The following is a 21676-nucleotide window of genomic DNA, read 5'->3' as shown; positions in this document are numbered from 1 at the left end:
CGGGCTCATTCGTCGTCGATCAACATGCTCGGGTCGAAATTGCCCGCAGCCCCCGCCAGTTGCCGCAGGAAGGTGCCGTTCTGGACGCTGTCCTCGGTGACCCGGCGGGTCAGCGGCACGATGCGGCCATCGCTGAGGTCGAAGCGCTCGACATTACTGACGCCGCCCGAGGGCGCGAAGCTGATCGCGACCACCTCGCGGCTCACCTCCTCGGGGGCGAAAAACCCGTAATGGCGGAACACCGAGCGGATGTAGAAGATGTCGTTCTCGCCGAGCACCCCGCTGGTGGTCGGCGGACCGGCCTTCTCGATCACCGAGGCGCGGTCCTCGCCGAGCGAGATCGTCGACAGCACCGCCTCGGCCGGCACGTAGCCGTGGAACCGCTCGGTCGGGCTGCAGGCCGCCAGCCCCGCGAGTCCCAGAATGGCTGCGCCGCGGCGAACCCCGCGGCCGGTCCTGTCACGGCCGGTTTCCATGCCCATCTGCGACTGCCCCTGCTCTTGCCTCAAGCCCTTGCGGCTTCTAAAGCCGCTTACAACAACCCCATGCATATCTTCAAGGAAGGAAGCGGACCATGGTCGACGCGACCCCTCTCCCGCGACAGGTGATCCGCCTGGGCGATCTGTCGCAGCGCCGCGCCACCGAGATGGTGATCGAACCCGACGCCGCCGGGCGCGCCGCCGTGGCGGAGGCGCTCGATATCCGCGGCGTGCGCAAGCTGCGCTTTCGCGCGCGCCTGTCGCCCGAGGGCCGCGATGGCTGGCGGCTCGATGGCGATCTCGGCGCCACCGTGGTGCAGGATTGCGTGGTGACGCTCGAACCGGTGGTGACGCGGATCGACGAAACGGTGATGCGGCGCTACCTCGCCGACGTGACGGAACCCGAGGGCGCCGAGGTCGAGATGCCCGAGGACGACACGATCGAACCGCTGCCATCGGCGCTGGACCTCGCCGCGGTGATGATCGAGGCGCTGGCGCTGGCGCTTCCCGACTATCCGCGCGCCGAGGGCGCCGGAACCGGTGACCTCAGCGTGACCGAGCCCGGGGCCGAACCGCTCACCGACGAGGACGTGAAGCCGTTTTCCGCCCTCAAGGGGCTGCGCGAGCGCCTGAAAGGCGACGAAGACGGCGAGGAATAGCACCTTCCTCTTGCTTTTCGCCGCGACCGCAGTATTTTCGCGGCCTCTTTCCATTCCACGGCTCGACAGCCCGGTTCTTATCGCCTAAGAGCGGCCGGACGTCGCGGGATGGATCCCCTGACCGGGGCCATGCGCCCACCCGCCAGCCGGGCCGGACCCGTTCCGCGCCCATTGAGACTAGAGCCAGTATTACTTCGAGGTTGTGACATGGCCGTTCCGCAGAACAAGATCTCCAAGTCGCGCCGCAACCAGCGTCGGGCCCATGACGGCCTGACCGGCGCGAACCCCAATGAATGCCCCAGCTGCGGGGAGCTCAAGCGCCCGCACCACGTCTGCCCGTCCTGTGGCAACTACGCCGATCGCGAAGTGATCGCGCGTGCCGCCGAGACCGATCTGGACGACGACGCGGCGTAAGTCCGTGACCGGGCTTTGGCGCGGGACGGGCATGGTCCCGGACCGCGCCGCCCCTCGGGGCGAGCCCGGATGTCTGCCGCAGCGAGACCGGCGCGCGTCAGACGACCGCGCCCAAGCATCGGGGCCGCGATGACGGGCTTGTCCCAAGACAGATCCATCACGCTTTCCGTCGACGCCATGGGCGGCGATCAGGGCCCGGCCGTCGTGGCCGCCGGCGTGAAACGCTTTCTCCAGTCCGATCCGACCGCTCGCGTGCTGCTGCACGGCCAGCGCGACAAGCTCGAGCCGATCTTCTCGGGCTCGGTTCTGGCCGACCGCCTCGAGATCATCCATGCCGAGGGCGTGGTCGCGATGACCGACAAGCCCAGCCACGTGATGCGCGGCGGCAAGTCGACCTCGATGTGGTCCGCCGTGGATGCGCTGCGCGACCGCCGCGCCGATGCCTGCGTGAGCTGCGGCAACACCGGCGCCCTGATGGCGGTGTCGATGATCCGGCTGCGCAAGGCCGAGGGCGTCAACCGCCCCGCCATCGCCTGCCTCTGGCCCTCGCGCAACCCGCAGGGCTTCAACGTCATGCTCGATGTCGGCGCCGATATCCGCGCCGACCAGGACGACCTGCTCGCCTATGCGATGATGGGCGCCTCCTATGCGCGCAACGGGCTCGGGCTGGCGCGCCCGCGCGTCGGGCTGCTCAATGTCGGCACCGAGGAACACAAGGGCCGCGCCGAGCTGAAGGTCGCGGCCGAGATGATCGGCGCCGCCGCCGACAAGGGCGATTTCGACTATGTCGGCTTCGTCGAGGGCGGCGACATCCCCTCGGACCGGGTCGATGTCATCGTCACCGACGGCTTCACCGGCAATGTCGCCCTGAAGACCGGCGAAGGCACCGCCACGCTGATCTCGGGGCTCATGCGCGAGGCCTTCCTCTCCTCGATCGCCTCGAAGATCGCGGCGCTGCTGACGCGCGGCGCCATGGCCGGGCTCAAGGCGCGGATCGATCCGCGCCAGGTCAATGGCGGCGTGTTTCTCGGGCTGGGCGGCCTCGTGGTGAAAAGCCACGGCTCGGCCGATGCCACCGGCGTCTGCGCCGCGCTCAGCCTCGCCGCGCGCCTCGCGCGCTCCGATTTTTCCGAACGGCTGGCGCATCGCATCGCCGGCGTCTCGGCCCTGCATCAGGACGCACCCAAGGAGATCAAGGCATGACCATTCGCGCGGTCGTCAGGGGCGTGGGCCACTACCTTCCCGAACGGGTGATGGAGAACGTGGAGTTCGAGGCGCTCGTCGACACCTCCGACGAATGGATCCGCACCCGTTCCGGCATCGAGAGGCGCCACATCGCCGCCGAAGGCCAGACCACCTCGGATCTCGCCACCCGCGCCGCCCGCGCCGCGCTGGCCGATGCCGGGATCGAGCCCTCGGGGATCGACGCGATCATCCTCGCCACCTCGACCCCCGATTTCACCTTCCCCTCCGCCGCGACCATGGTGCAGCGCGAGCTGGGCATGACGCATGGCTTCGCCTTCGACGTCCAGGCGGTCTGCGCCGGTTTCATCTATGCCCTGACCACCGCCAACGCGATGATCCTGACCGGTCAGGCCAAGCGGGTGCTGGTGATCGGCGCCGAGACCTTCAGCCGGATCATCGACTGGACCGACCGTGCCACCTGCGTGCTGTTCGGCGACGGCGCCGGCGCGCTGGTGCTCGAGGCGGCCGAAGGCGAAGGGCGGTCCTCGGATCGCGGCATCCTCGCGGCGGATCTGAACTCGGACGGGCGCCACAAGGACATCCTGCATGTCGATGGCGGCGTCTCGACCGGGACCACCGGCCATCTGCGCATGGAAGGCCGCGAGGTGTTCCGCCACGCGGTCGAGAAGCTGGCCCAGACCGCGCATCTGTCGCTCGAGAAGGCGGGCCTCACCGCCGAGGACGTCGACTGGGTGGTGCCGCATCAGGCCAATATCCGGATCATCCAGGGCACCGCCAAGAAGCTGGGCCTGCCGATGCACAAGGTGGTGACCACGGTTCAGGACCACGGCAACACCTCGGCCGCCTCGATTCCGCTGGCGCTCTCGGTCGGGCGCGCCAACGGCCAGATTCGCGAAGGCGACCTCGTGGTCACCGAAGCGATCGGCGGCGGCCTCGCCTGGGGCTCCGTGGTCCTGCGCTGGTAGGCCAGTGTCCGCGCTGCAACTGTGCCATCCATCTTCTTGAGATTGACTTGAAATTGCCGCTGCCCTTAAGGTTGCGACAGAGCAGGGAGATCAAGATGGCGGACAAGACATTGACGCGGATGGATCTCGCCGAGGCTGTGCATGAGGAGCTGGGACTCTCCCGCAACGACAGCGCCGAGCTGGTCGAGGCGGTATTGGGGCATATCTCCGATGCGCTCGTCGCCGGTGAGCAGGTCAAGATCAGCTCCTTCGGCACCTTCTCGGTGCGCGACAAGGCGGCGCGGATCGGCCGCAATCCCAAGACCGGTGAAGAGGTGCCGATTCATCCGCGGCGGGTCCTGACCTTCCGCTCTTCGCACCTGATGAAGGACAAGGTCGCCTCGGGCAACAGAAGCTGAGGCGGGCCTGATGGCGAAATCGGCTCACGCGTTCCGCACGATCGGCGAGGTGTCCGAGGCGTTGAATACGCCCGCGCACGTGTTGCGATTCTGGGAAAGCAAGTTCGCGCAGGTGCGCCCGGTGAAGCGCGCCGGCGGGCGGCGCTATTACCGCCCCGAGGATCTCGACCTGCTCGGCGGCATCAAGGCGCTGCTGCACGATCAGGGCATGACCATCAAGGGCGTCCAGAAGCTGCTGCGCGAGAAGGGCGTGCGCCACGTCGCCGATCAGGGCCGCGATCTGGTCGCCGAACCGGAAGCGCGCAGCGCGCCGGAGCGCCGGACCCGGCCGGATTCGTCGCGGGCCGAGGACGCGGTCCTCGTGCTCGACCCTGCCACCGATCTGGCGCAGCTGCTGCAACGCCGCAGCGCCCCCCCGGCCCCCGCCGAGACCGCGTCATGCGCGCCGCTGGCGCTGCTGCACGCGGCCGGACCTGCCTTCCTCGAGACCCGCGCCGCCCGCATCGCACCGCTCGTCGCGCGGCTCGAAAGCCTGCGCGGCCGCATGGTCGCCGCCCGCGACGGCAAGCGCTGATCGGGCGAATTTTTTCCGCAAATCGGCTTGCCCCCGCCCGCCAGTTCGGGCATTAGCAGCCTCAGTCGGGCTATAGCGCAGCCTGGTAGCGCGTCCGTCTGGGGGACGGAAGGTCGCAGGTTCGAGTCCTGCTAGCCCGACCAATCATGACCGCCCGCCGCTCCAAAGCGGCGGGCGTCGTCATGTCAGCAGGAGGCTAAAGAGTGATCGGAGTTCTGCCCCGTCAGGGCATCGCCCAGATGATCGAGAGCGGTGCGATCACCGCCGATCAACCCATCGCTTCCGAGCAGATCCAGCCCGCCAGCCTCGATCTCAGGCTTGGCCGCGTCGCCTACCGGGTGCGCGCCTCCTTCCTCGCCGGCGATGGTCGCAGGGTCGAAGATCGGCTGGCCGAGTTCGAGATGCACCGCATCGATCTCGACCAGGGCGCGGTGCTGGAAAAGGGCTGCGTCTACGTGGTGCCGCTGATGGAGCGGCTCGCCCTGCCCGACGGCATCCAGGCCGTGGCCAACGCCAAGAGTTCCACGGGCCGGCTCGACCTGCTGACCCGGCTGATCGCCGATGGCGGCACCGAGTTCGACCGCATCGCGCCGGGCCATGACGGGCCGCTCTATGCCGAGATCTGCCCGCGCAGCTTCTCGGTGCTGGTGCGCCCGGGGATGCGGCTGAACCAGATCCGGTTCCGCGCCGGGCAAGCGGTGCTCGACGACGCCGCCCTGACGGCACTGCACGCGCAGGAGCCGCTGGTCGATGGCGAGGCGCTGATCTCCGAGGGTCTGGGCTTCTCGGTCGATCTCTCGCCCGCCTTGGCCGCCTGCGCGGGCTTTCGCGCCAAGCCCCATGCCGGGGTGATCGATCTCGACCGGATCGGCCATTACGACCCGGCCGAGTTCTGGGAGGTGGTGCCCAGCCCGCGCGGCAGCATCATCCTCGACCCCGGTGCCTTCTACATCCTGGTCAGCCGCGAAGCGGTGACCATCCCGCCCGCCTATGCCGCCGAAATGGCGCCCTACCTTGCCATGGCGGGCGAGTTCCGGGTGCATTACGCGGGCTTCTTCGATCCGGGCTTCGGCCACGCGGCGGCGCAGGGCAAGGGCTCGCGCGGGGTGCTCGAGGTGCGCTGCCACGAGGCGCCCTTCGTGCTCGAGCACGGGCAGGTGGTGGGCCGTCTGGTCTATGAGCGGATGGCCGAGATCCCGGACCAGCTCTACGGCGCGGGCATCGCCTCGAACTACCAGGGCCAGGGGCTCAAGCTGTCGAAGCAGTTCCGCGCGCCCTGACAGCCTCCGGGCGGTCGATGTGAGGCGCGCGTGGCCTGACCCTCGCGCGGGGCCAGCGGCTGTCAGGTGCCGAACAGGCTGTCCTGCGCCTCGTCCTCGGCCCCGTCGTCCTCGCCGCCCGCGCCCGGCGGCGGCCGGTTGTCGAGCAGGCCCGCGGCGCGCAGCTCGCGCAGCCCCGGCAGGTCCCGGGCGCTTTGCAGGCCGAAATGATCGAGGAAGCCCTCGGTCACCACGAAGGTCACCGGCCGGCCCGGGGTCATCTTGCGCCGCCCCAGCCGCACCCAGCCCATATCGATCAGCTGGTCGATGGTGCCGCGGCTCACCGTCACGCCGCGCACCTCCTCGATCTCGGCGCGGGTCACCGGCTGGTGATAGGCGATGATCGCCAGCGTCTCGGTGGCGGCACGGCTGAGCTTGCGGGTTTCGACCGCGTGGCGCTCAAGCAGGTGGCCGAGATCGGCGGCAGTGCGAAACGCCCAGGCATCGCCGGTGCGGCGCAGCTCGACGCCGCGCCCCTCGTAACGGGCCCGCAGCGCCTCGAGCGCGCCCGCCACGTCGGTGCCCTCCGGCAGCCGCCGCACCATCTCGGCCGAGGCCAGCGGCTCGGCGCTGGCGAACAGCATCGCCTCGAGCATCCGTTCGGCCTCTTCACGCGTCGGCGCGTCGAACTGGGCGGTCTCGGGGATCTCGGTCATGCGCGGTCCTTCCGGCGAATCTCGATGGGGGCGAAGCTCTCGCCCTGACGGATCTCGATCCGGCCCTCCTTGGCCAGTTCGAGCGAGGCCGCGAAGGTCGCGGCGGTGGCGGAGCGGCGGCGCTTGGGCGCGGCGCGCCAGTCCTCGGGAAAATAGGCGGAGATGTCGGCCCAGTCGGCGGCCTCGCCGACCATGGCGCGCAGCCGGTCGAGCGCCTGCTCCATGGTCATCAGGTCGCGCCGGTCCATCACGAAGGGGCGGAACTCGTCGCGCGTCTTGACCCGGGCATAGGCCTGCATGAGGTCGAGCAGCGAAGCGTGGTGCACGGTCGAGCGATGCACCGTCACCGCCTCGGCGGCGCCGCGCGCGAAGACCTCGCGACCCAGTCGCGGCCGCGCCATCAGCTGCGCCGAGGCCTCGCGCATCGCCTGCAACCGCTCCAGCTGGAACGCCAGATGCGCCGCGAGATCCTCGCCCGAGGGCTCCTCGCCCTGCGGGTCGGGTGGCAGCAGCAGCCGCGACTTCAGGAAGGCGAGCCACGCCGCCATGACGAGGTAATCGGCGGCCAGCTCGATGCGCAGCTCGCGCGCCTTCTCGACGAAGCCGAGATACTGCTCGGCCAGGGCAAGGATCGAGATCTGCCGCAGATCGACCTTCTGGGTGCGCGACAGCACCAGAAGCAGGTCGAGCGGCCCCTCGAAGCCAGCCACGTCGACGATCAGCGCCTCGGCGGCGCGGCGCTCCTCGACCGAGGCATGGCCCTGCCGGGCCGCGAAATCCTGCCCGCCATCCATCAGACGTCTTCCCCGGTGAGCACGCCGAGCTCGTCGCGCAGCGCCTCGAGATCGGCCGCATCGGGCGCACGGCGCTGCGCCAGCGCCGCCTCGGCACGGCGGATCGCCTCCGCGCCCATCGCGCCGCAGGCCGCGACCACCGCTTCCATCTCGTCGCGATCGCCGTTGCAGTGCAGCACCACGTCGCAGCCCGCCGCGATGCTGGCGGCGGCGCGCGCGTCGATCTCGCCCGAAAGCGCCTCCATCGATAGGTCGTCGGTCATCACCAGCCCGTCGAAGCCGATCTCCTCACGGATCATCCGCATCGCCTTGGACGAGGTGGTGGCGGGCCGCTCGGGGTCGACGGCGTCGAGCACGATATGCGCAGTCATGCCCATCGCCATGTCGTTGAGCGCCGCGAAGGGCGCGAAGTCGCGCTCGCGCAGATCCTCGAGCGGCACCGAGACGCGCGGCAGCGCCTTGTGGCTGTCGACGCTGGCCCGGCCATAGCCGGGGATGTGCTTGAGCACCGGCAGCACGCCGCCCGCGAGAAGCCCCTCGGCGGCGGCGCGGGCGGCGGCGACCACGCCGTCGACCGTGTCGCCATAGAGCCGGTTGCGCAGGATGTGATGCGTCTTCGGCTCCACCAGATCGGCCAGCGGCGCGCAGTTCACGTCGATGCCGACCTCGTGCAGCTCGGCCGCGATCAGCCGATGCCGCAGCCATTGCGCGCGCAGCGGGTCGCTGGCGCGGCGCATCTGGTCCAGCGCCGGCAGGTAGGCATGCCAATGCGGCGGCCGCATCCGCTGCACGCGGCCGCCCTCCTGATCGATCAGGATCGGCGCCTCGCGGCCCACCGCGTTGCGCAATTCGGCGGTGAGGCGGCGCAGCTGCGCCGGGCTTTCGACGTTGCGGGCGAAGAGGATGAAGCCCCACGGATCGGCGTCGCGAAAGAACGCCGCCTCGTCGCGGTCCAGACGCGCGGCTTCGGGGCCGAGAATCGACGAGGAGGTCATCGCACCACCACCGGGATGCAGGCCGCGTCCTCGGCCACCAGCGCCGAGCAGAAGCGCCGCGCCTCGGCCAGATCGGCGAAACCGGTGGCGCGCAGCCGGAAGAAGGTGCGCCCGCCGCTCATCGCCTCCTGCACCAGCCGCTCGCGCCCCGAAAGAAGCTCGCCGAAGCGGGAGGTGAGGCGCGCCCATTCCTGCCCCGCGACCTCGGGGCTTTCGAAGGCGCCGAGCTGCACGAGGCTGGTGCCGGGCGCGATCTCGCGCGTGTTGACCGCCACCGGGGCGATCTCGGGCTCGGGCGCGGATGCGGCGGCGGCGGCCATGGCGGTGGCCGGGCGCAGCGCGGTGGGCCGCAGCGCCGGGCGCGCCGGCGGCACCGGCCCGGCGGCGGCACCGGGTGCCGTGAGCGCCGGATCCGCGGCGGCGATCACCGAAGGGTCGGGACCGGCCACGGTGCCCGGGGCGGGCGTCTCGGCGGTGGCCAGAGGCACCGTACCCGCGACGATGCGGTCGGCGAGATCGGCGACGTCGTCCACCGACATCGGCCGGTTCGGGTCGAAGACCGGCGCCGCGCCGGCGAGATCCTCGCCGGGCCGCAGCTCGCCCGCCTCGGCGGTGGGCTGGACCATCAGGTCCTCCTCGGTCAGGCCCGGCCCCTGCGGCGCCAGCACCAGCCGTTCCTCGGGACCGGCCGCCTCGCCCATCGCGGCGATGTCGTTCACCGCGAGACCGGTATGCAGCGCGATCTCGCCGCCCGGATTCTTCGGCGCCTCGCGCATCGGCCCCTGCATGGCGCGCACCACCGGGATGCCGGTGACGTCGCGCATCCACAGCTTGTAGCCCCAGATCGCGAGGCCCAGCACCAGCGTCAGCGACAGGATCGCCCCCGCGTAGCGGAACGCCAATGCCGTCACCGCCGCCAGCCGGCCCGGCCCCTGCGGATCGCTCGGTTGTGCCATCTCAGCCTCTCTGCCGCTCGATTTGTCTCGGGGATCGCGCGTCCCCGTGGCCTTGTCCGACCGCCCGATCGCGCTCAGCGCATCTCCTCGACCGGGGTGACGCCAAGGATACCAAGCCCTTCCCCGATCACAACGCCGACGGCGCGGGCGAGCGAAATCTTGCCCTGGGTCGTGGCCGTCTCGCCCTCCTGCACGAAGCGCAGCGCGGGCTCGTCATTGCCACGGTTCCACAGCGCGTGGAAGGCCGAGGCGAGATCGTAGAGGTAGAAGGCGACGCGGTGCGGCTCGTGGCCCTTGGCGGCGATCTCCACCAGCCGCGGCCATTCGGCAAGCGCGCGCATCAGCGACAGCTCCGCCTCGTGATCGAGCGCCGAGAGATCGGCCTCGGCCAGCGTGGCGTCATCCACGGCGATGCCCATGGCATCGGCCTTGCGCAGCACCGAATTGATCCGCGCATTGGCGTATTGCACGTAGAAGACCGGGTTCTCGCGGCTCTGCTCGAGCACCTTGTCGAAGTCGAAATCGAGCGGCGCGTCGTTCTTGCGCGTCAGCATGTGGAACCGCACCGCGTCCGGGCCGACCTGATCGACCAGATCGCGCAGCGTCACGAAGTTGCCGGCGCGCTTGGACATCTTGAACGGCTCGCCGTTCTTCCACAGCTTGACCAGCTGGATCAGCTTGACGTCGAGCGGCACCTTGCCCTCGGAGAGCGCCGAGACGGCCGCCTTCATCCGCTTGACGTAGCCGCCGTGATCGGCGCCGAACACGTCGATCAGCTGGGTGAAGCCGCGCGCCACCTTGTCGTGGTGATAGGCGATGTCGGGCGCGAAATAGGTCCAGGCCCCATCCGATTTCATAATCGGCCGGTCGACGTCGTCGCCATGCGCGGTGGAGCGGAACAGCGTCTGCTCGCGCGGCTCCCAGTCCTCGGGGGTCTTGCCCTTGGGCGGCTCCAGCGTGCCGCGATAGATCAGCCCCTTGGCGCGCAGGCTCTCGATCGCCTCCTCGATCCGGCCGGTGCCGTAGAGCGACTTCTCGGAGAAGAACACGTCCATGGTGACGCCCAGCGCCGCGAGGTCGGCGCGGATCATCTCCATCATCGCCTCGGTGGCGATCTCGCGCGCCTCCTCGAGCCAGTCCTCCTCGGGGGCGTTGAGCTTGCCCTCGCCCCAGACCTCCTTGAGCTTTTCGCCCACCGGCACGAGGTAGTCGCCCGGATAGAGCCCCTCGCCGATCTCGGGCGTCATGCCGCAGGCCTCGCGGTAGCGCTCGAAGGACGAGCGCGCCAGCACGTCGACCTGCGCGCCGCCGTCATTGACGTAGTATTCCTTGGTCACGTCGTGGCCCGCATAGTCCAACAGCCGCGCCAGCGCGTCGCCGAACACCGCGCCACGGGCGTGGCCCACATGCATCGGCCCGGTGGGGTTGGCCGAGACGTATTCGACGTTGACCTTCTCGCCCTGCCCCATGGTCGAGCGGCCGAAGCCCTCTTCGGTCAGCGCGGCGCGCACGATGCCCTGCCACAGCGACGGCGCGAGGCGGAGGTTGATGAAGCCCGGCCCCGCCACCTCGGCGGAGGCGATGCGATCGTCGGCGCCGAGCCGCTCGGCCAGATCCACCGCGATGTCGCGCGGCTTCCTGCCCGCGGGCTTGGCCAGCACCATCGCGGCGTTTGTCGCCATGTCCCCATGCGCCGCGTCGCGCGGCGGCTCCACCGTCACGGCGCCGGTCTGCATCCCCTCGGGGATCGCACCGTCGCGCGCCATCGCGTCCAGCGTGTCGAGCACAAGCGCCCGGATGTCGGTGAAGAGGTTCATGCGCAGTCCTTTCGGCCAGTCGTGCCGCGAGATCGGCCCGCGACCCTTTACCACGGCGGCGCCGCGCGTCAACGCGGCGCGCGCCGTATCGGACCGGTCTCAGCCGCCGCGCGTCATGCCGCGCCTCATGCCGCGCGAGGCGGCTTGCCATCCGGCTTGCGCGGCTTGGCGCCGGGCTTTGCGCCGCCGGGCCGCCACAGGCTGCCGGGTTTCGGGCCCCATGCCTTGACGCCGGCCATGCTGCCGCTCTTGCCCGGGGGCTTGCCATTGCCCTTGCCGTGGTTCTTCGCGGCCTGCTTGGCGATCTCGTGACCGGCCTCGGGATCGGTGCCCTTCTCCTCGCCCGGCGGCAGCAGCGAGATGATCCGCACGTCGGGCGCGGGGCGGATGTCCTCGTCCTCGCGGATGAACTCGGTGGTGCCCTGCGGCCCGACCCGGGCCACGACCTTGGCGTGCGGCCGCTTGGCGCGCCATTCCTCGAGACCGTATTCCTCGGTCAGCCGGGTGACGCGGAAGCTCCAGCCCTCCTGCATCAGCTTCTCGAGCCCGTTATAGCCTTCCTCGGGGCCGAATTCGCGGCCCGTCAGGCTGGAGGACAGCGCGTGCCGCGCGCTCTCGTTCTTCTGCCGGGTGATCTGGTAGACGTTGTCGCGGCCGAATTCCGGGCCGAGATCGGTGGCGACCAGCGTGTTGTAGGCGTCGTTCTCGGTCGCGGCGACGACCACGTCGTAGCTCACCAGTTCGAGGAAATGCTCGGCCGATTCCGACAGGATGTCGCCGGAATAGGTCGGGATGCCCTCCGAGCGCGCGGCGCGCAGGTTGTTGTGGTTCGGATCGGCCATCAGCACCGGCACCTCGATCTTGCGAAGCGCCTCGGCCAGACCGCGGGTGAAGCGCGAGCCGCCGATCAGCAGAACGCCCGGCACGGCGCCGCCCGACAGGCCGAGCGCCCGCGCGAAGGGCACCAGCGTGAAGCCGTGTACCACCACCGTGAAGGCCACCAGAACGAAGGCCAGCGGCGCCACGACATGGCCGTCCGGCACCCCGAGATCGGCAAGCCGTTCGCCGAAGAGACCCGCGACCGCGACGAGCACGACGCCGCGCGGACCAGTCAGCGCCACCAGAAGCTGCTCGCGCCACGGCACGCCGGCGCCCAGCAGCGACAGCCAGACGGTCAGGGGCCGCACCACCAGCACCACCGCCAGCACGAAGACCACCGCGCGCCAGTCGAGCGCGGCCAGCGTCTCGAACTCGATCGCGGCGGCGAGCAGGATGAACACGCCCGAGACCAGCAGGATCGTCGCGTGTTCCTTGAAGCGGCGCAGCTCGGCATAGGAGGGCAGATCGGCATTGGCGATGCCGATGCCCATCACCGTCACCGCCAGCAGGCCGCTCTCGTGCAGCACCGTGTCGGAGACCGCGAAGACCGCCAGCAGCAGCGAGAACAGCACCGGCACCTTCATGTATTCCGGCACCCGCCCCTTGCGGAAGCCCCAGGCCACCACCGCCGCGCCGGCCGCGCCCAGCGCCAGCGCCACGACGATGCCCAGCGCCAGCTCCCACACGGCGCTGCCGACGGTGACCGCGGTGCGCAGCACCAGCACCACCTCGAAGGCCAGCACCGCGGCCAGCGCCCCGATCGGGTCGTTGACGATCGCCTCCCATTGCAGGAGCGAGGCCGGGCGGCGCGCCAGCCGCGCGGTGCGTAAGAGCGGCGCGATCACCGTGGGACCGGTGACGATCATGATGCCGCCGAACACCGCCGAGCTTTCCCAGCTCAGCCCCGCGCCGTAGCGCAGCGCCAGCGTCGAGAACAGCCAGCCCAGCGGCGCACCGATGAAGACCAGCCGGCTCACCCCCTTGGCCTCGTCGCGCAAGCTGCGAAAGTTGAGCGTCAAGCCGCCCTCGAACAGGATGATCGCCACCGCGATCGAGATCATCGGCTTGACCAGATCGCCGATGTCGCGCGCCGGCACGAACCAGCCGAGGCCCGGTCCGATGACGAGGCCCGCCGCCAGCATCAGCACGATCGCCGGCAGCCGCAGCCGCCATGCCAGCCATTGCGAACCGACGCCAATGGCCCCCACCAATGCGAAGGCCATGATCGGGGTCAACCCGGCGGCATGTTCTGCCGTCATTTCAATTTCCACTCCAGGCCCCCGCAACGTTCGTCTTCTCAAGGATGTCCGAGCCGGTCAGCCGCGCATGTTCCTGCAGCGCGAAACGGTCGGTCATCCCGGCAATGTAGTCCGCCACGATCCGTGCCAAGGCGGTTTCGTCCGAAGCCTCGGCCACGTCCTTGCGCCATTGCTTCGGCAGGTTCTCGGGATGCGCCATGAACAGCGGGAACAGGTCGTGGATCACGCCGGTCACCCGCTCGCGCATCACCACCACCTCGGGGGCGCGGTACATGCGATGGAACAGGAACTTGCGCAGCACCTTCAGATCGGACCAGAGGCCGGGCGTGAAGCGGACCATCATCCGCCCCGCCTCGCGCACCTCGCGCGCCGATTTCGGGTTGGCCTCTGCGAGATTGGCCCGCGCCACGCCGATCACGTCCTCGACCAGCACCCCGAAGAAACGGCGCAGCGCCTCGTGGCGGCGGCGGTAGTAGTTCAGCCCCGGATAGAGCCGGTCGACCTCCGAGAAGCAGGCGTCGAGGATCGGCAGCTCGGCCAGCTCGTCGGTCGAGAACAGCTCGGCCCTGAGCCCGTCATGCAGGTCGTGATGGCTGTAGGCGATGTCGTCGGCCAGCGCCGCGACCTGCGCCTCGGCGCTGGCATGGGTATGCAGTTCCAGATCGTGCAGCGCCACGTAGTCGGCCAGCGCGTAAGGGATGTCGCCGGTCACCGGCCCGTTGTGCTTGGCGATGCCCTCCAGCGTCTCCCATGTCAGGTTCAGCCCGTCGAAATCGGCGTAGTGCCGCTCCAGCGAGGTGACGATGCGGATCGCCTGCGCGTTGTGATCGAAGCCGCCATAGGGGGCCATCAGCGCGTTCAGCGCGTCCTCGCCGGTATGGCCGAAGGGCGGGTGGCCGAGGTCATGCGCCAGTGCCACCGCTTCGGTCAGCTCGGTGTTGAGCCCGAGCACGCCGGAAATGGTCCGCGCCACCTGCGCCACCTCGATCGAATGGGTCAGCCGGGTGCGGAAATAATCGCCCTCGTGCTCGATGAAGACCTGCGTCTTGTGCTTCAGGCGCCGGAACGCGCTCGCATGGATGATGCGGTCGCGGTCGCGCTGGAATGGCGAGCGGAAGGCGCTCTCTTCCTCGGGGTGGAGCCTGCCGCGCGTGTCGCGCGGGTCGGAGGCGTAGGGAGCCGTCATCTGATCCGCCAGCTTGTCGTCACTATTCACCTTACCTATATGGGTCGGGAAGCCGCCCGGACAGGGAATTCGCACGGATTCCCGCGCCCGGACCCGGTCAATGACCCTGCCCATGGATAGGTTCCACATGCTGACGCTGCCCCCCAAGGTCACCCCCCGCGCCTGGGAACGCCTCGCCGAGATCGGCGCGCAGGCCCAGGGCAAGGCGCTGCGCGTCGCGGTCGAGGGCGGCGGCTGCTCGGGCTTTCAATACGAGATCGCGCTCGACGAGCCCAAGGAGGACGACCTCGTGCTCGAAGGCGCGGGCGAAAAGGTCGTGGTCGACAGCGTGTCGCTGCCCTTCCTCGCCGACGCGGTGATCGATTTCGCCGACGAGTTGATCGGCGCGCGCTTCGTGATCGAGAACCCCAACGCCACCAGCTCCTGCGGCTGCGGCACCAGCTTTTCCATCTGATCGCTTTCGGGTGGGCCGCGGCCGCTTGACGCGGCCCGGCCCTCGCCTACCCTCCGGGACTGACAGCACCGGAATTTCAAGATCATGACAGACGACAAGATGCCCGACCGCCCCGAACATGCCGCTGAGGGGACTGGCCAGGAGCCTCTTGCCGAACCGCGCGCGCACGCGCCCGGGACCCCGCCCGAGACCGATCTCGTGCAGGCCGCGCGCGCCTTCTGGGCCGCGCTGATGCGGGCGCTGGGGCGCGGCGGGCGTGGCATCGGCCGCGCGGCGACCGCCGGGATCGGCCATGGGAGCAAGGCCCTGAGCGGGCTCTCGGCCAAGGCGGCGCAGGGCGGTGCCGTCGCGGCGGAACGGCTGCGCGCCCGTCGCGACCGGGCCGAACCCCGGACCGCCTCCGATACGGACACCGGCCCGACCGTGCCGGACACCGAGGCCGCGCCGCGCCGTTCGCTCGCCGCCCGCGCGGCGCAGGGCTGGCGCGACGCCTCGGCGCGTCGCCGTGCCCGGCTCGAACAGCGCAAGCTGCACCCGGCCGCCACGGTTCGGGCGACGCGCTGGATCTGGCGCACCGTCTTCGGCCTCGCCTTCCTGCTGCTGCTCGGCATCGTTCTGGCGGGCGGCGTGCTGGTCTGGGCGGTGCGGGACCTGCCGCTGGCCGACATGCTGCCGCCGCTCGAGGAGCCCACGCTCACCGTGCAGGACGAGGCGGGAGACACGCTGTTCACCCGCGGGGCCTATCGCGCGGGCTACGTGCCGCTCGACCAGATGCCGGAGCACCTGCCGCAGGCGGTCTCGGCGATCGAGGACCGGCGTTTCTGGGATCATCCGGGCGTCGACATCGAGGGCATCGGCCGCGCGATGTGGCGCAATTTCTCCTCCGGCGGCGTGGTTGAGGGCGGCTCGACCATCACCCAGCAGCTCGTGAAGGTGCTCTATCTCGACCCCGACCGCACCTACAAACGCAAGCTGCAGGAGATGGTCCTCGCGCTGGGGCTGGAGCGCCAGCTCGGCAAGGACCGGATCATGGAGCTCTACCTGAACTCCACCTATCTCGGCGCCGGTGCCTGGGGCATGCCCGCCGCGGCGCAGCTCTATTTCGACAAGCCGGTGCAGGAGCTGAGCCTCGCGCAATCCGCGATCCTCGCCGCGACGATCCGCGCGCCCTCGGTGATCAACCCGGAGGCCGATCTGGAGCGCGCCCGCGAACGCGGTCTCGTGGTGCTGTCGGTGATGCGCGATCTCGGCCGCATCGACGATGCCGCCTTCGAGACCGCCAGCGCCGAGATGGCCACGATCGAGCCCTCGCCGCCCCCCGCCCGCGCCGGCAGCTACTTTGCCGACTGGGTGCTGGGCGAGGCGCAGGAGCTGTCGGGCGCCGTCGACGGCCCGCTCACCGTCACCGCGACGCTCGACATGGAGTTGCAGGCCAAGGCCGAGGAGATCCTTCGCAACGCCATCTCCGGCCCCGGCGCGCAGGCCGGCGCGAGCCAGGGCGCGATCGTCGCCATGACCCCGGACGGGCGGGTCCGCGCCATGGTCGGCGGCGTCGATTACGGCGAGAGCCAGTTCAACCGCGCCACCGACGCGCTGCGCCAGCCCGGCTCGACCTTCAAGCTGCCGGTGTTCCTCGCGGCCCTCGTGATGGGCGCCGACCCCGAGACCCGCCTGCCGGACGAGCCGATCGACATCAACGGCTACAAGCCCGAGAACTTCAACGGCCAGTATGCCGGGGTGGTGACGTTGCGCGAGGCCTTCGCACGCTCGCTCAACGCCGCCACGGTGCGGCTGGCCCAGGAGGTCGGCATCGACCAGGTGATCGAGGTGTCGCGCCAACTCGGCATCGAGGGCGAGCTGACACCGACGCCGAGCCTCGCGCTGGGCACCTCGGAAGTGTCCCTGCTCGACATGACCGAGGCCTATGCCGCGATCCTCGCGGGGCGCGCGCCGATCAAGGCCACCGGCATCGCCAGCCTGAAGCTGGGCGATACCGGCGTCGCCCTGTCGGTCTCGGGCTCGGACCCCAACGCGGTGCAGCTCAACCGCACCCGCGACCCGATGCTGTCGATGCTGCGCGCCGTGGTCACCGACGGCACCGGCAAGCGGGCGCAGATCCCCGGCTTCGCCGCCGGCAAGACCGGCACCAGCCAGAACAGCCGCGACGCTTGGTTCATCGGCTTCACCGACAAGCTGGTGGTCGGCGTCTGGATCGGCAACGACGACAACTCGCCGATGGATCAGCTCACCGGCGGCAGCCTTCCGGCCGAGATCTGGCGCGAGGTGGTGCAGGCGGCGGGCGGCGCGAGCGCGGCGCAGGCGCCCAGCGCCGAGAGCCAGACGCCGGTGCGGGTGCGTCGTGGCACACAGGTCGAGACCACCCGCGCCGACCGGCTGCGGCGGCGGGCGGCGGCGCAGGGCCAGCCGCAATGCGACGTGCGCGCCTGTTCGCGGGCCTACCGCTCGTTCCGCGCCTCGGACTGCACCTTCCAGCCCTATTCCGGCCCGCGCAAGCTCTGCACCCGCTAGCCTTGCCCGCCCGGCCCCGCCTGCTACAAGCCCCGGGACCCCGCCAAAGGATGCCCGCATGAAACTCGCCACCTTCAACATCAACGGCGTCAAGGCGCGGATCGGCGCGCTTTCGGACTGGCTGCAGGAGCAAAAGCCCGACGTGGCGTTGCTGCAGGAGATCAAATCCGTCGACGAGCAGTTTCCGCGACAGCATTTCGAGGAGATGGGCTACACCGTCGAGACCCATGGCCAGAAGGGCTTCAACGGCGTCGCCATCCTGTCGCGGCTGCCGCTCGAGGACATCAGCCGCGGCCTGCCGGGCGACGAGACCGACGAGCAGGCGCGCTACATCGAGGCGACGGTGATCGGCGAGACGCGGCCGGTGCGGATGGGCTGCCTCTACCTGCCCAACGGCAACCCGGCGCCGGGGCCGAAATACGACTACAAGCTGGCTTGGATGGAGCGGCTGCGCGACCGCGCCCGGGCGCTGCTGGCGCTCGAGGAGCCGGCGCTGCTCGCCGGCGACTGGAACGTGATCCCGCAGGCCGAGGACGCGGCCCGGCCGGAGGCCTGGGTCGAGGACGCGCTGTTCCGCCCCGAGACCCGCGCCGCCTATCGCCGGATCGAGACACTGGGCTTCACCGACGCGTTCCGCGCCCGGGTGCGCGGAGCCGGGCACTACACTTTCTGGGACTACCAGGCCAATTCCTGGGAACGGAACAACGGCATCCGCATCGACCACCTGCTGCTGTCGCCCCAAGCGGCGGATCTGCTGCGCGACGCCTGGATCGACCGCGAGGTGCGGGGCCGTGACAAGCCATCGGACCATGTCCCGGTCTGGGTCGAACTCGACGCCTGACCCCGAACCACAACACGCAAAGGGGGCGCGCGGTGAAAGCCGCGCGCCCCCTTTCACATATCGGCGCCCCCTCCCCGTATCGGCAGCGTGAAGACAATGCCACCCTGCCGCACAAAGAGAACGTCACGAATGCACATACTAAACTGTTCAGTTTACAGGCCGGAAGCCCTATCTCTCGCTCATCGCAAGACACTGGAGACACCCCGAACGACACCAAGACCAAGGCGCGCGGCATGAGCCAAAAAGGACATTCCGCAAGGCAGACGAGAGCTTTCAGCCCGAGTTTGTCGCCGCCTGTAACGGCACCGCCGCCTGCGACAGCTCGCGACAAAGCCGTGTTGGTCATGCGCCGCCCGGGGCGCGATATCCGAACTTGCAAGGCGCGCCGCAATCCGCGGTCGCCACCGGTACATATCATCGCCCCACCTCCCCGGGGCATTTCGAAAGGAAGACACCATGAAAACCCTGACCTTCGCCGCCGCCGTCGCTGCTGCCCTGACCGCCGCCCTGCCCGCCGCCGCCCTGACCGACAACCTCGGCGCCCAGCGTGCCGTCGCCGATGCCGGCCATGTCGAGCTTGACCGCGTGACCAGCGCCACCGGCGGCTATGTCGAGATCCTCGACGGCTCCAGCATCGAGACCGGCGTGCTGCTGGGCTCCGAAAATGTCCGCGCCGGGCTCGAGACCGACGTTCGCGTGCAGCTGATCCATCGCCCCTACCGCGACAACGTGATCGCCGTCCTCTACGACGCCGACGGCCAGGTCACCGCGACGCGCGAACTGCGCGTTCAGAACTGATCGCGCTTCGGGGGCGCCAAGCCCCCTTCTCTGCTCCAGTGGAGAACGGGCCCGTCATCTACGCGATGGCGGGCCTTTCCCGTGTCACGTCATGCGCATGGAGCCATGCCATGCGCGCGGTGAACCGATCCGGCGCCAGCCGACCGATCGCGCCGAGCCCCGCATGGGCCAGCCACCGCGCGGGACCCGAAAGATGATAGTTGCGCGCATTGGCCTCGGCCGCCGCGATGGCGCGCCGCACCCGTGGCCCCCGCGTCTTGGCATAGAGATCCAACGCCGCGTCGAGATCGGTCTTCGCCTCGAGCGCGCGGGCCAGCACCCAGCCATCCTCGATCGCCAGATTGGCGCCCTGCGCGAGAAAAGGCAGCGTCGGATGCGCCGCGTCGCCCAAGAGCATCAGCCGGCCACTATGCCAGCGCTCGGGCACCGGATGCCGGAACAGCCCCCAGAGCCGCACCGCCTCGACCCGCTCCAGCAGCGCCCGCAGTTCCGGCGCGGCGTCCGAGAAGATGGCGCGCAGCCGCGCCGGATCGTCCTCATGGTCCCAGCCCTCGGGCGCCCAGCCCGGCTGTTCGCGCACCGCCACCATGTTGAGCCGCCCGCCGGGCAAGGGATATGTCACCACGTGCCGCCCCGGCAGCATCCATATCCGCGCCAGCGGGGCCGCGCCGGGCGCGTCGATCACCATGCGCCATGCCACTTGGCCGGTGAAGACGGCCTCGCTGCCGGGAGCGACGAGAGGCCGCAACGCCGAACGCAGCCCGTCGGCCGCGACGATCAGATCGGCCGCGGTCGATGCCCCCTGTTCGAAATGGAGCTGCCCCGCATGCGGCTCGGCCCCCGTGACCGTCCGTCCGGTGATAATGCGGATACCGACCTGACGTGCGGCGTCGGCCAAGAGATCGACGAGCGCGGCGCGATGCAGGAAACGATAGGGATATGCGCCACGATCGAGCGCGAAGCGGGCGATGGCGCGACCGGAACGGCCATCCATGGGCTGCACCGCCTCGGCGCGGATCGAGGCGGCATCGAGCACCGGGCCGAGGCCCAGCCGCTCGAGCACCGCGGCGCCATTGGGCGTGATCTGCAACCCGGCGCCGATCTCTCGCAGCGCCGGTGCGCGTTCGAAGATGTCGACTTCGTGCCCCGCGCGCGCGAGGCAGAGCGCGGCGGTCAGGCCGCCGATCCCGGCGCCCGCGACGGCGATCCGCCGGGAGGGGCCGGGATTCACCGGATCAATCGTCGCGGTGCACGCGCTCGCGGCGTTCGTGGCGCTCCTGCGCCTCGAGGCTCATCGTGGCGATCGGACGGGCGTCGAGGCGGCGCAGCGAGATCGGCTCCCCGGTGATCTCGCAGTAGCCGTACTCGCCCTCGTCGATCCGCCGCAGCGCGGCGTCGATCTTCGAGACCAGCTTGCGCTGACGATCCCGGGTGCGCAGCTCCAGAGCCCGGTCGGTCTCTTCGCTGGCGCGGTCGGCGATGTCGGGAATGTTACGCGTCGCGTCCTTCATCCCCTCGATGGTGTCGCGGCTGTCCGACAGCAGTTCTGCCTTCCATGCCAGGAGTTTGCGACGGAAATATTCGAGCTGCCGCTCGTTCATGAACGGCTCGTCCTCGGCGGGCCGGTAGGTGTCGGAAAGAAAGGACTCGGCTTTCATGTCTGCTCCCGTTGAAGGGCCAGCGCCGGGTCCCCAATCACCCCGCTACCGGCGTACCCCTTATGCCGCCGTCCTACTCCCTGCGTCACCTCCTGTCACCCCTGTTTCTGCACCGCCGTGTCGCGGCGGCAACGGCGACTGCGGCTTTAAAATCAGGCGTTTCACAAATTCGTCATGCCAAAACACCCTGCCCGTGTTACTTGTTTGCAACATAACGTGTCTCATCCGTGGGATGAAAATGACGATACGGCAGCTCGCCGCGACGCTGCGACGCGGCGCGGGTGCTGGACAGGCGCCTCTTGCGCAGGCTAGGGACGGCGTCGCGGTCAGGTCCGGCCGCGTCCCGCGCGGAGAGCTTGCGATGATCCTTCCCCTGACCGGTCTCGTGATCGGCGCCATCCTCGGCGCATGGCGCGCGCGCCGTCATGGCGGCGGCGCCGCCGACATGGCGCAATGGGGAGCCGCGCATGGTGTCGCGCTCGGCGTCGTGGGGCTGTTCCTGCTTCTGCTCGTGAGCCGGCTCGCCGGCTGAGACACACGGGATCGTGCCGGGGATCAGCCGGCCCGGTCCTCGCGGCGCTTGTCCTGCCCCTGGCCGCGCGCCTGCAACTGCCGAAGCAGCTGGCTCAGGCGATCGGGGACGTCCTGTTCGAGCGGAAAGGCCCGCTGCAACGCCGCGTCGCGTATCTTCTGGTCGAATTGCTCGAAATTCATGGTTGCCTCGTTCAGTTGGACAACCCCCCTGACATGGTGACAATAGCATTAGCCCGGATTTGGTTCCCGAAGGGTTAATCACACTTGACGCAATCTGTGGCGTATCAGCCGCATGTGATCCGCAAG

At 69.8% G+C, this 21676-nt stretch carries 23 protein-coding genes and 1 tRNA gene; 13 read left to right on the top strand and 11 right to left on the bottom strand.

Annotated elements, in window-relative coordinates; genetic code table 11:
* Positions 1–5: 5 nt before the first annotated feature.
* Positions 6–509: an outer membrane protein assembly factor BamE gene (locus O4G76_RS10065; protein ID WP_269397207.1), complete on the bottom strand. Its 504-nt coding sequence runs from the start codon at positions 507–509 to the stop codon at positions 6–8.
* Between the two features lie 65 nt (positions 510–574).
* Between O4G76_RS10065 and O4G76_RS10060 the strand changes: the two genes are divergently transcribed.
* The 8 genes from O4G76_RS10060 to O4G76_RS10025 all read left to right on the top strand — a co-directional run bounded on the left by O4G76_RS10060 (position 575) and on the right by O4G76_RS10025 (position 5975).
* Positions 575–1138 carry a DUF177 domain-containing protein gene (locus O4G76_RS10060; RefSeq protein ID WP_269397206.1) on the top strand — a complete coding sequence of 188 codons (564 nt, stop codon included), beginning with the start codon at positions 575–577 and terminating at the stop codon, positions 1136–1138.
* 207 nt (positions 1139–1345) lie between these two features.
* Positions 1346–1552, top strand: coding sequence for a 50S ribosomal protein L32 (rpmF, locus tag O4G76_RS10055; protein WP_085897279.1), 207 nt, complete (start codon positions 1346–1348; stop codon positions 1550–1552).
* Positions 1553–1681: 129 nt separating this feature from the next.
* Positions 1682–2755, top strand: a complete 1074-nt coding sequence (plsX, locus tag O4G76_RS10050; RefSeq protein WP_269397205.1) for a phosphate acyltransferase PlsX — start codon at positions 1682–1684, stop codon at positions 2753–2755.
* The gene (locus tag O4G76_RS10045; RefSeq protein ID WP_269397204.1) at positions 2752–3723 is read left to right on the top strand and encodes a beta-ketoacyl-ACP synthase III; all 972 of its coding nucleotides are present in this window, start codon (positions 2752–2754) and stop codon (positions 3721–3723) included. Before plsX ends, O4G76_RS10045 begins: the two co-directional genes overlap by 4 nt.
* 95 nt (positions 3724–3818) lie before the next feature.
* On the top strand, positions 3819–4121 hold the full coding sequence (ihfA, locus tag O4G76_RS10040; protein WP_085897282.1) for an integration host factor subunit alpha: 303 nt from the start codon (positions 3819–3821) through the stop codon (positions 4119–4121).
* A 10-nt stretch (positions 4122–4131) separates the two neighbouring features.
* Positions 4132–4695, top strand: coding sequence for a MerR family transcriptional regulator (locus tag O4G76_RS10035; RefSeq protein WP_269397203.1), 564 nt, complete (start codon positions 4132–4134; stop codon positions 4693–4695).
* Between the two features lie 66 nt (positions 4696–4761).
* A tRNA-Pro gene (locus O4G76_RS10030) sits at positions 4762–4838 on the top strand.
* Positions 4839–4898: 60 nt separating this feature from the next.
* Positions 4899–5975 (top strand): 2'-deoxycytidine 5'-triphosphate deaminase, encoded by a 1077-nt coding sequence (locus tag O4G76_RS10025; protein ID WP_269397202.1) that lies wholly within the window; start codon positions 4899–4901, stop codon positions 5973–5975.
* 62 nt (positions 5976–6037) lie between these two features.
* On the opposite strand, the gene scpB is transcribed toward O4G76_RS10025, so the two are convergent.
* The 7 genes from scpB to O4G76_RS09990 all read right to left on the bottom strand — a co-directional run bounded on the left by scpB (position 6038) and on the right by O4G76_RS09990 (position 14556).
* Positions 6038–6670: an SMC-Scp complex subunit ScpB gene (scpB, locus tag O4G76_RS10020; RefSeq protein ID WP_269397201.1), complete on the bottom strand. Its 633-nt coding sequence runs from the start codon at positions 6668–6670 to the stop codon at positions 6038–6040.
* Complete coding sequence (locus tag O4G76_RS10015; protein ID WP_269397200.1) at positions 6667–7464, bottom strand: ScpA family protein; 798 nt, start codon at positions 7462–7464, stop codon at positions 6667–6669. The genes scpB and O4G76_RS10015 overlap by 4 nt, the downstream gene beginning before the upstream one ends.
* Positions 7464–8459 (bottom strand): beta-N-acetylhexosaminidase, encoded by a 996-nt coding sequence (gene nagZ, locus O4G76_RS10010; RefSeq protein ID WP_269397199.1) that lies wholly within the window; start codon positions 8457–8459, stop codon positions 7464–7466. Before nagZ ends, O4G76_RS10015 begins: the two co-directional genes overlap by 1 nt.
* Positions 8456–9415 carry an SPOR domain-containing protein gene (locus O4G76_RS10005; protein ID WP_269397198.1) on the bottom strand — a complete coding sequence of 320 codons (960 nt, stop codon included), beginning with the start codon at positions 9413–9415 and terminating at the stop codon, positions 8456–8458. The genes nagZ and O4G76_RS10005 overlap by 4 nt, the downstream gene beginning before the upstream one ends.
* Before the next feature lie 74 nt (positions 9416–9489).
* The gene (gene argS / locus O4G76_RS10000) at positions 9490–11232 is read right to left on the bottom strand and encodes an arginine--tRNA ligase (protein WP_269397197.1); all 1743 of its coding nucleotides are present in this window, start codon (positions 11230–11232) and stop codon (positions 9490–9492) included.
* A gap of 125 nt (positions 11233–11357) precedes the next feature.
* Positions 11358–13370, bottom strand: coding sequence for a sodium:proton antiporter (locus tag O4G76_RS09995; protein ID WP_269397196.1), 2013 nt, complete (start codon positions 13368–13370; stop codon positions 11358–11360).
* Position 13371: 1 nt separating this feature from the next.
* On the bottom strand, positions 13372–14556 hold the full coding sequence (locus tag O4G76_RS09990) for a deoxyguanosinetriphosphate triphosphohydrolase (protein ID WP_269397195.1): 1185 nt from the start codon (positions 14554–14556) through the stop codon (positions 13372–13374).
* Between the two features lie 127 nt (positions 14557–14683).
* Here O4G76_RS09990 and O4G76_RS09985 point away from each other — a divergent pair, with 127 nt between their 5' ends.
* From O4G76_RS09985 to O4G76_RS09970, 4 genes are all read left to right on the top strand, one after another.
* Positions 14684–15010, top strand: a complete 327-nt coding sequence (locus tag O4G76_RS09985) for an iron-sulfur cluster assembly accessory protein (RefSeq protein ID WP_085897387.1) — start codon at positions 14684–14686, stop codon at positions 15008–15010.
* Positions 15011–15094: 84 nt separating this feature from the next.
* Positions 15095–17539 (top strand): PBP1A family penicillin-binding protein, encoded by a 2445-nt coding sequence (locus O4G76_RS09980; RefSeq protein ID WP_269397194.1) that lies wholly within the window; start codon positions 15095–15097, stop codon positions 17537–17539.
* Positions 17540–17597: 58 nt separating this feature from the next.
* Positions 17598–18380 carry an exodeoxyribonuclease III gene (xth, locus tag O4G76_RS09975; protein WP_269397193.1) on the top strand — a complete coding sequence of 261 codons (783 nt, stop codon included), beginning with the start codon at positions 17598–17600 and terminating at the stop codon, positions 18378–18380.
* 456 nt (positions 18381–18836) lie between these two features.
* Positions 18837–19178, top strand: coding sequence for a hypothetical protein (locus O4G76_RS09970; RefSeq protein ID WP_269397192.1), 342 nt, complete (start codon positions 18837–18839; stop codon positions 19176–19178).
* Between the two features lie 58 nt (positions 19179–19236).
* On the opposite strand, the gene O4G76_RS09965 is transcribed toward O4G76_RS09970, so the two are convergent.
* Positions 19237–20409: an FAD-dependent oxidoreductase gene (locus tag O4G76_RS09965; protein ID WP_269397191.1), complete on the bottom strand. Its 1173-nt coding sequence runs from the start codon at positions 20407–20409 to the stop codon at positions 19237–19239.
* Between the two features lie 4 nt (positions 20410–20413).
* Entirely contained in the window at positions 20414–20836 is a 423-nt protein-coding gene (gene dksA / locus O4G76_RS09960) for an RNA polymerase-binding protein DksA (RefSeq protein WP_085897299.1), read from the bottom strand.
* A gap of 361 nt (positions 20837–21197) precedes the next feature.
* Here dksA and O4G76_RS09955 point away from each other — a divergent pair, with 361 nt between their 5' ends.
* Entirely contained in the window at positions 21198–21368 is a 171-nt protein-coding gene (locus O4G76_RS09955) for a hypothetical protein (RefSeq protein WP_269397190.1), read from the top strand.
* A 23-nt stretch (positions 21369–21391) separates the two neighbouring features.
* Here the strand turns inward: O4G76_RS09955 and O4G76_RS09950 are convergent, their stop codons facing one another.
* Complete coding sequence (locus O4G76_RS09950; RefSeq protein ID WP_269397189.1) at positions 21392–21550, bottom strand: hypothetical protein; 159 nt, start codon at positions 21548–21550, stop codon at positions 21392–21394.
* Positions 21551–21676 lie beyond the last annotated feature (126 nt).

The sequence above is a fragment of the Limimaricola sp. G21655-S1 genome (assembly GCF_027213785.1).
Lineage (GTDB): Bacteria > Pseudomonadota > Alphaproteobacteria > Rhodobacterales > Rhodobacteraceae > Limimaricola.
This window is presented reverse-complemented; position numbering and strand designations above follow the sequence as displayed.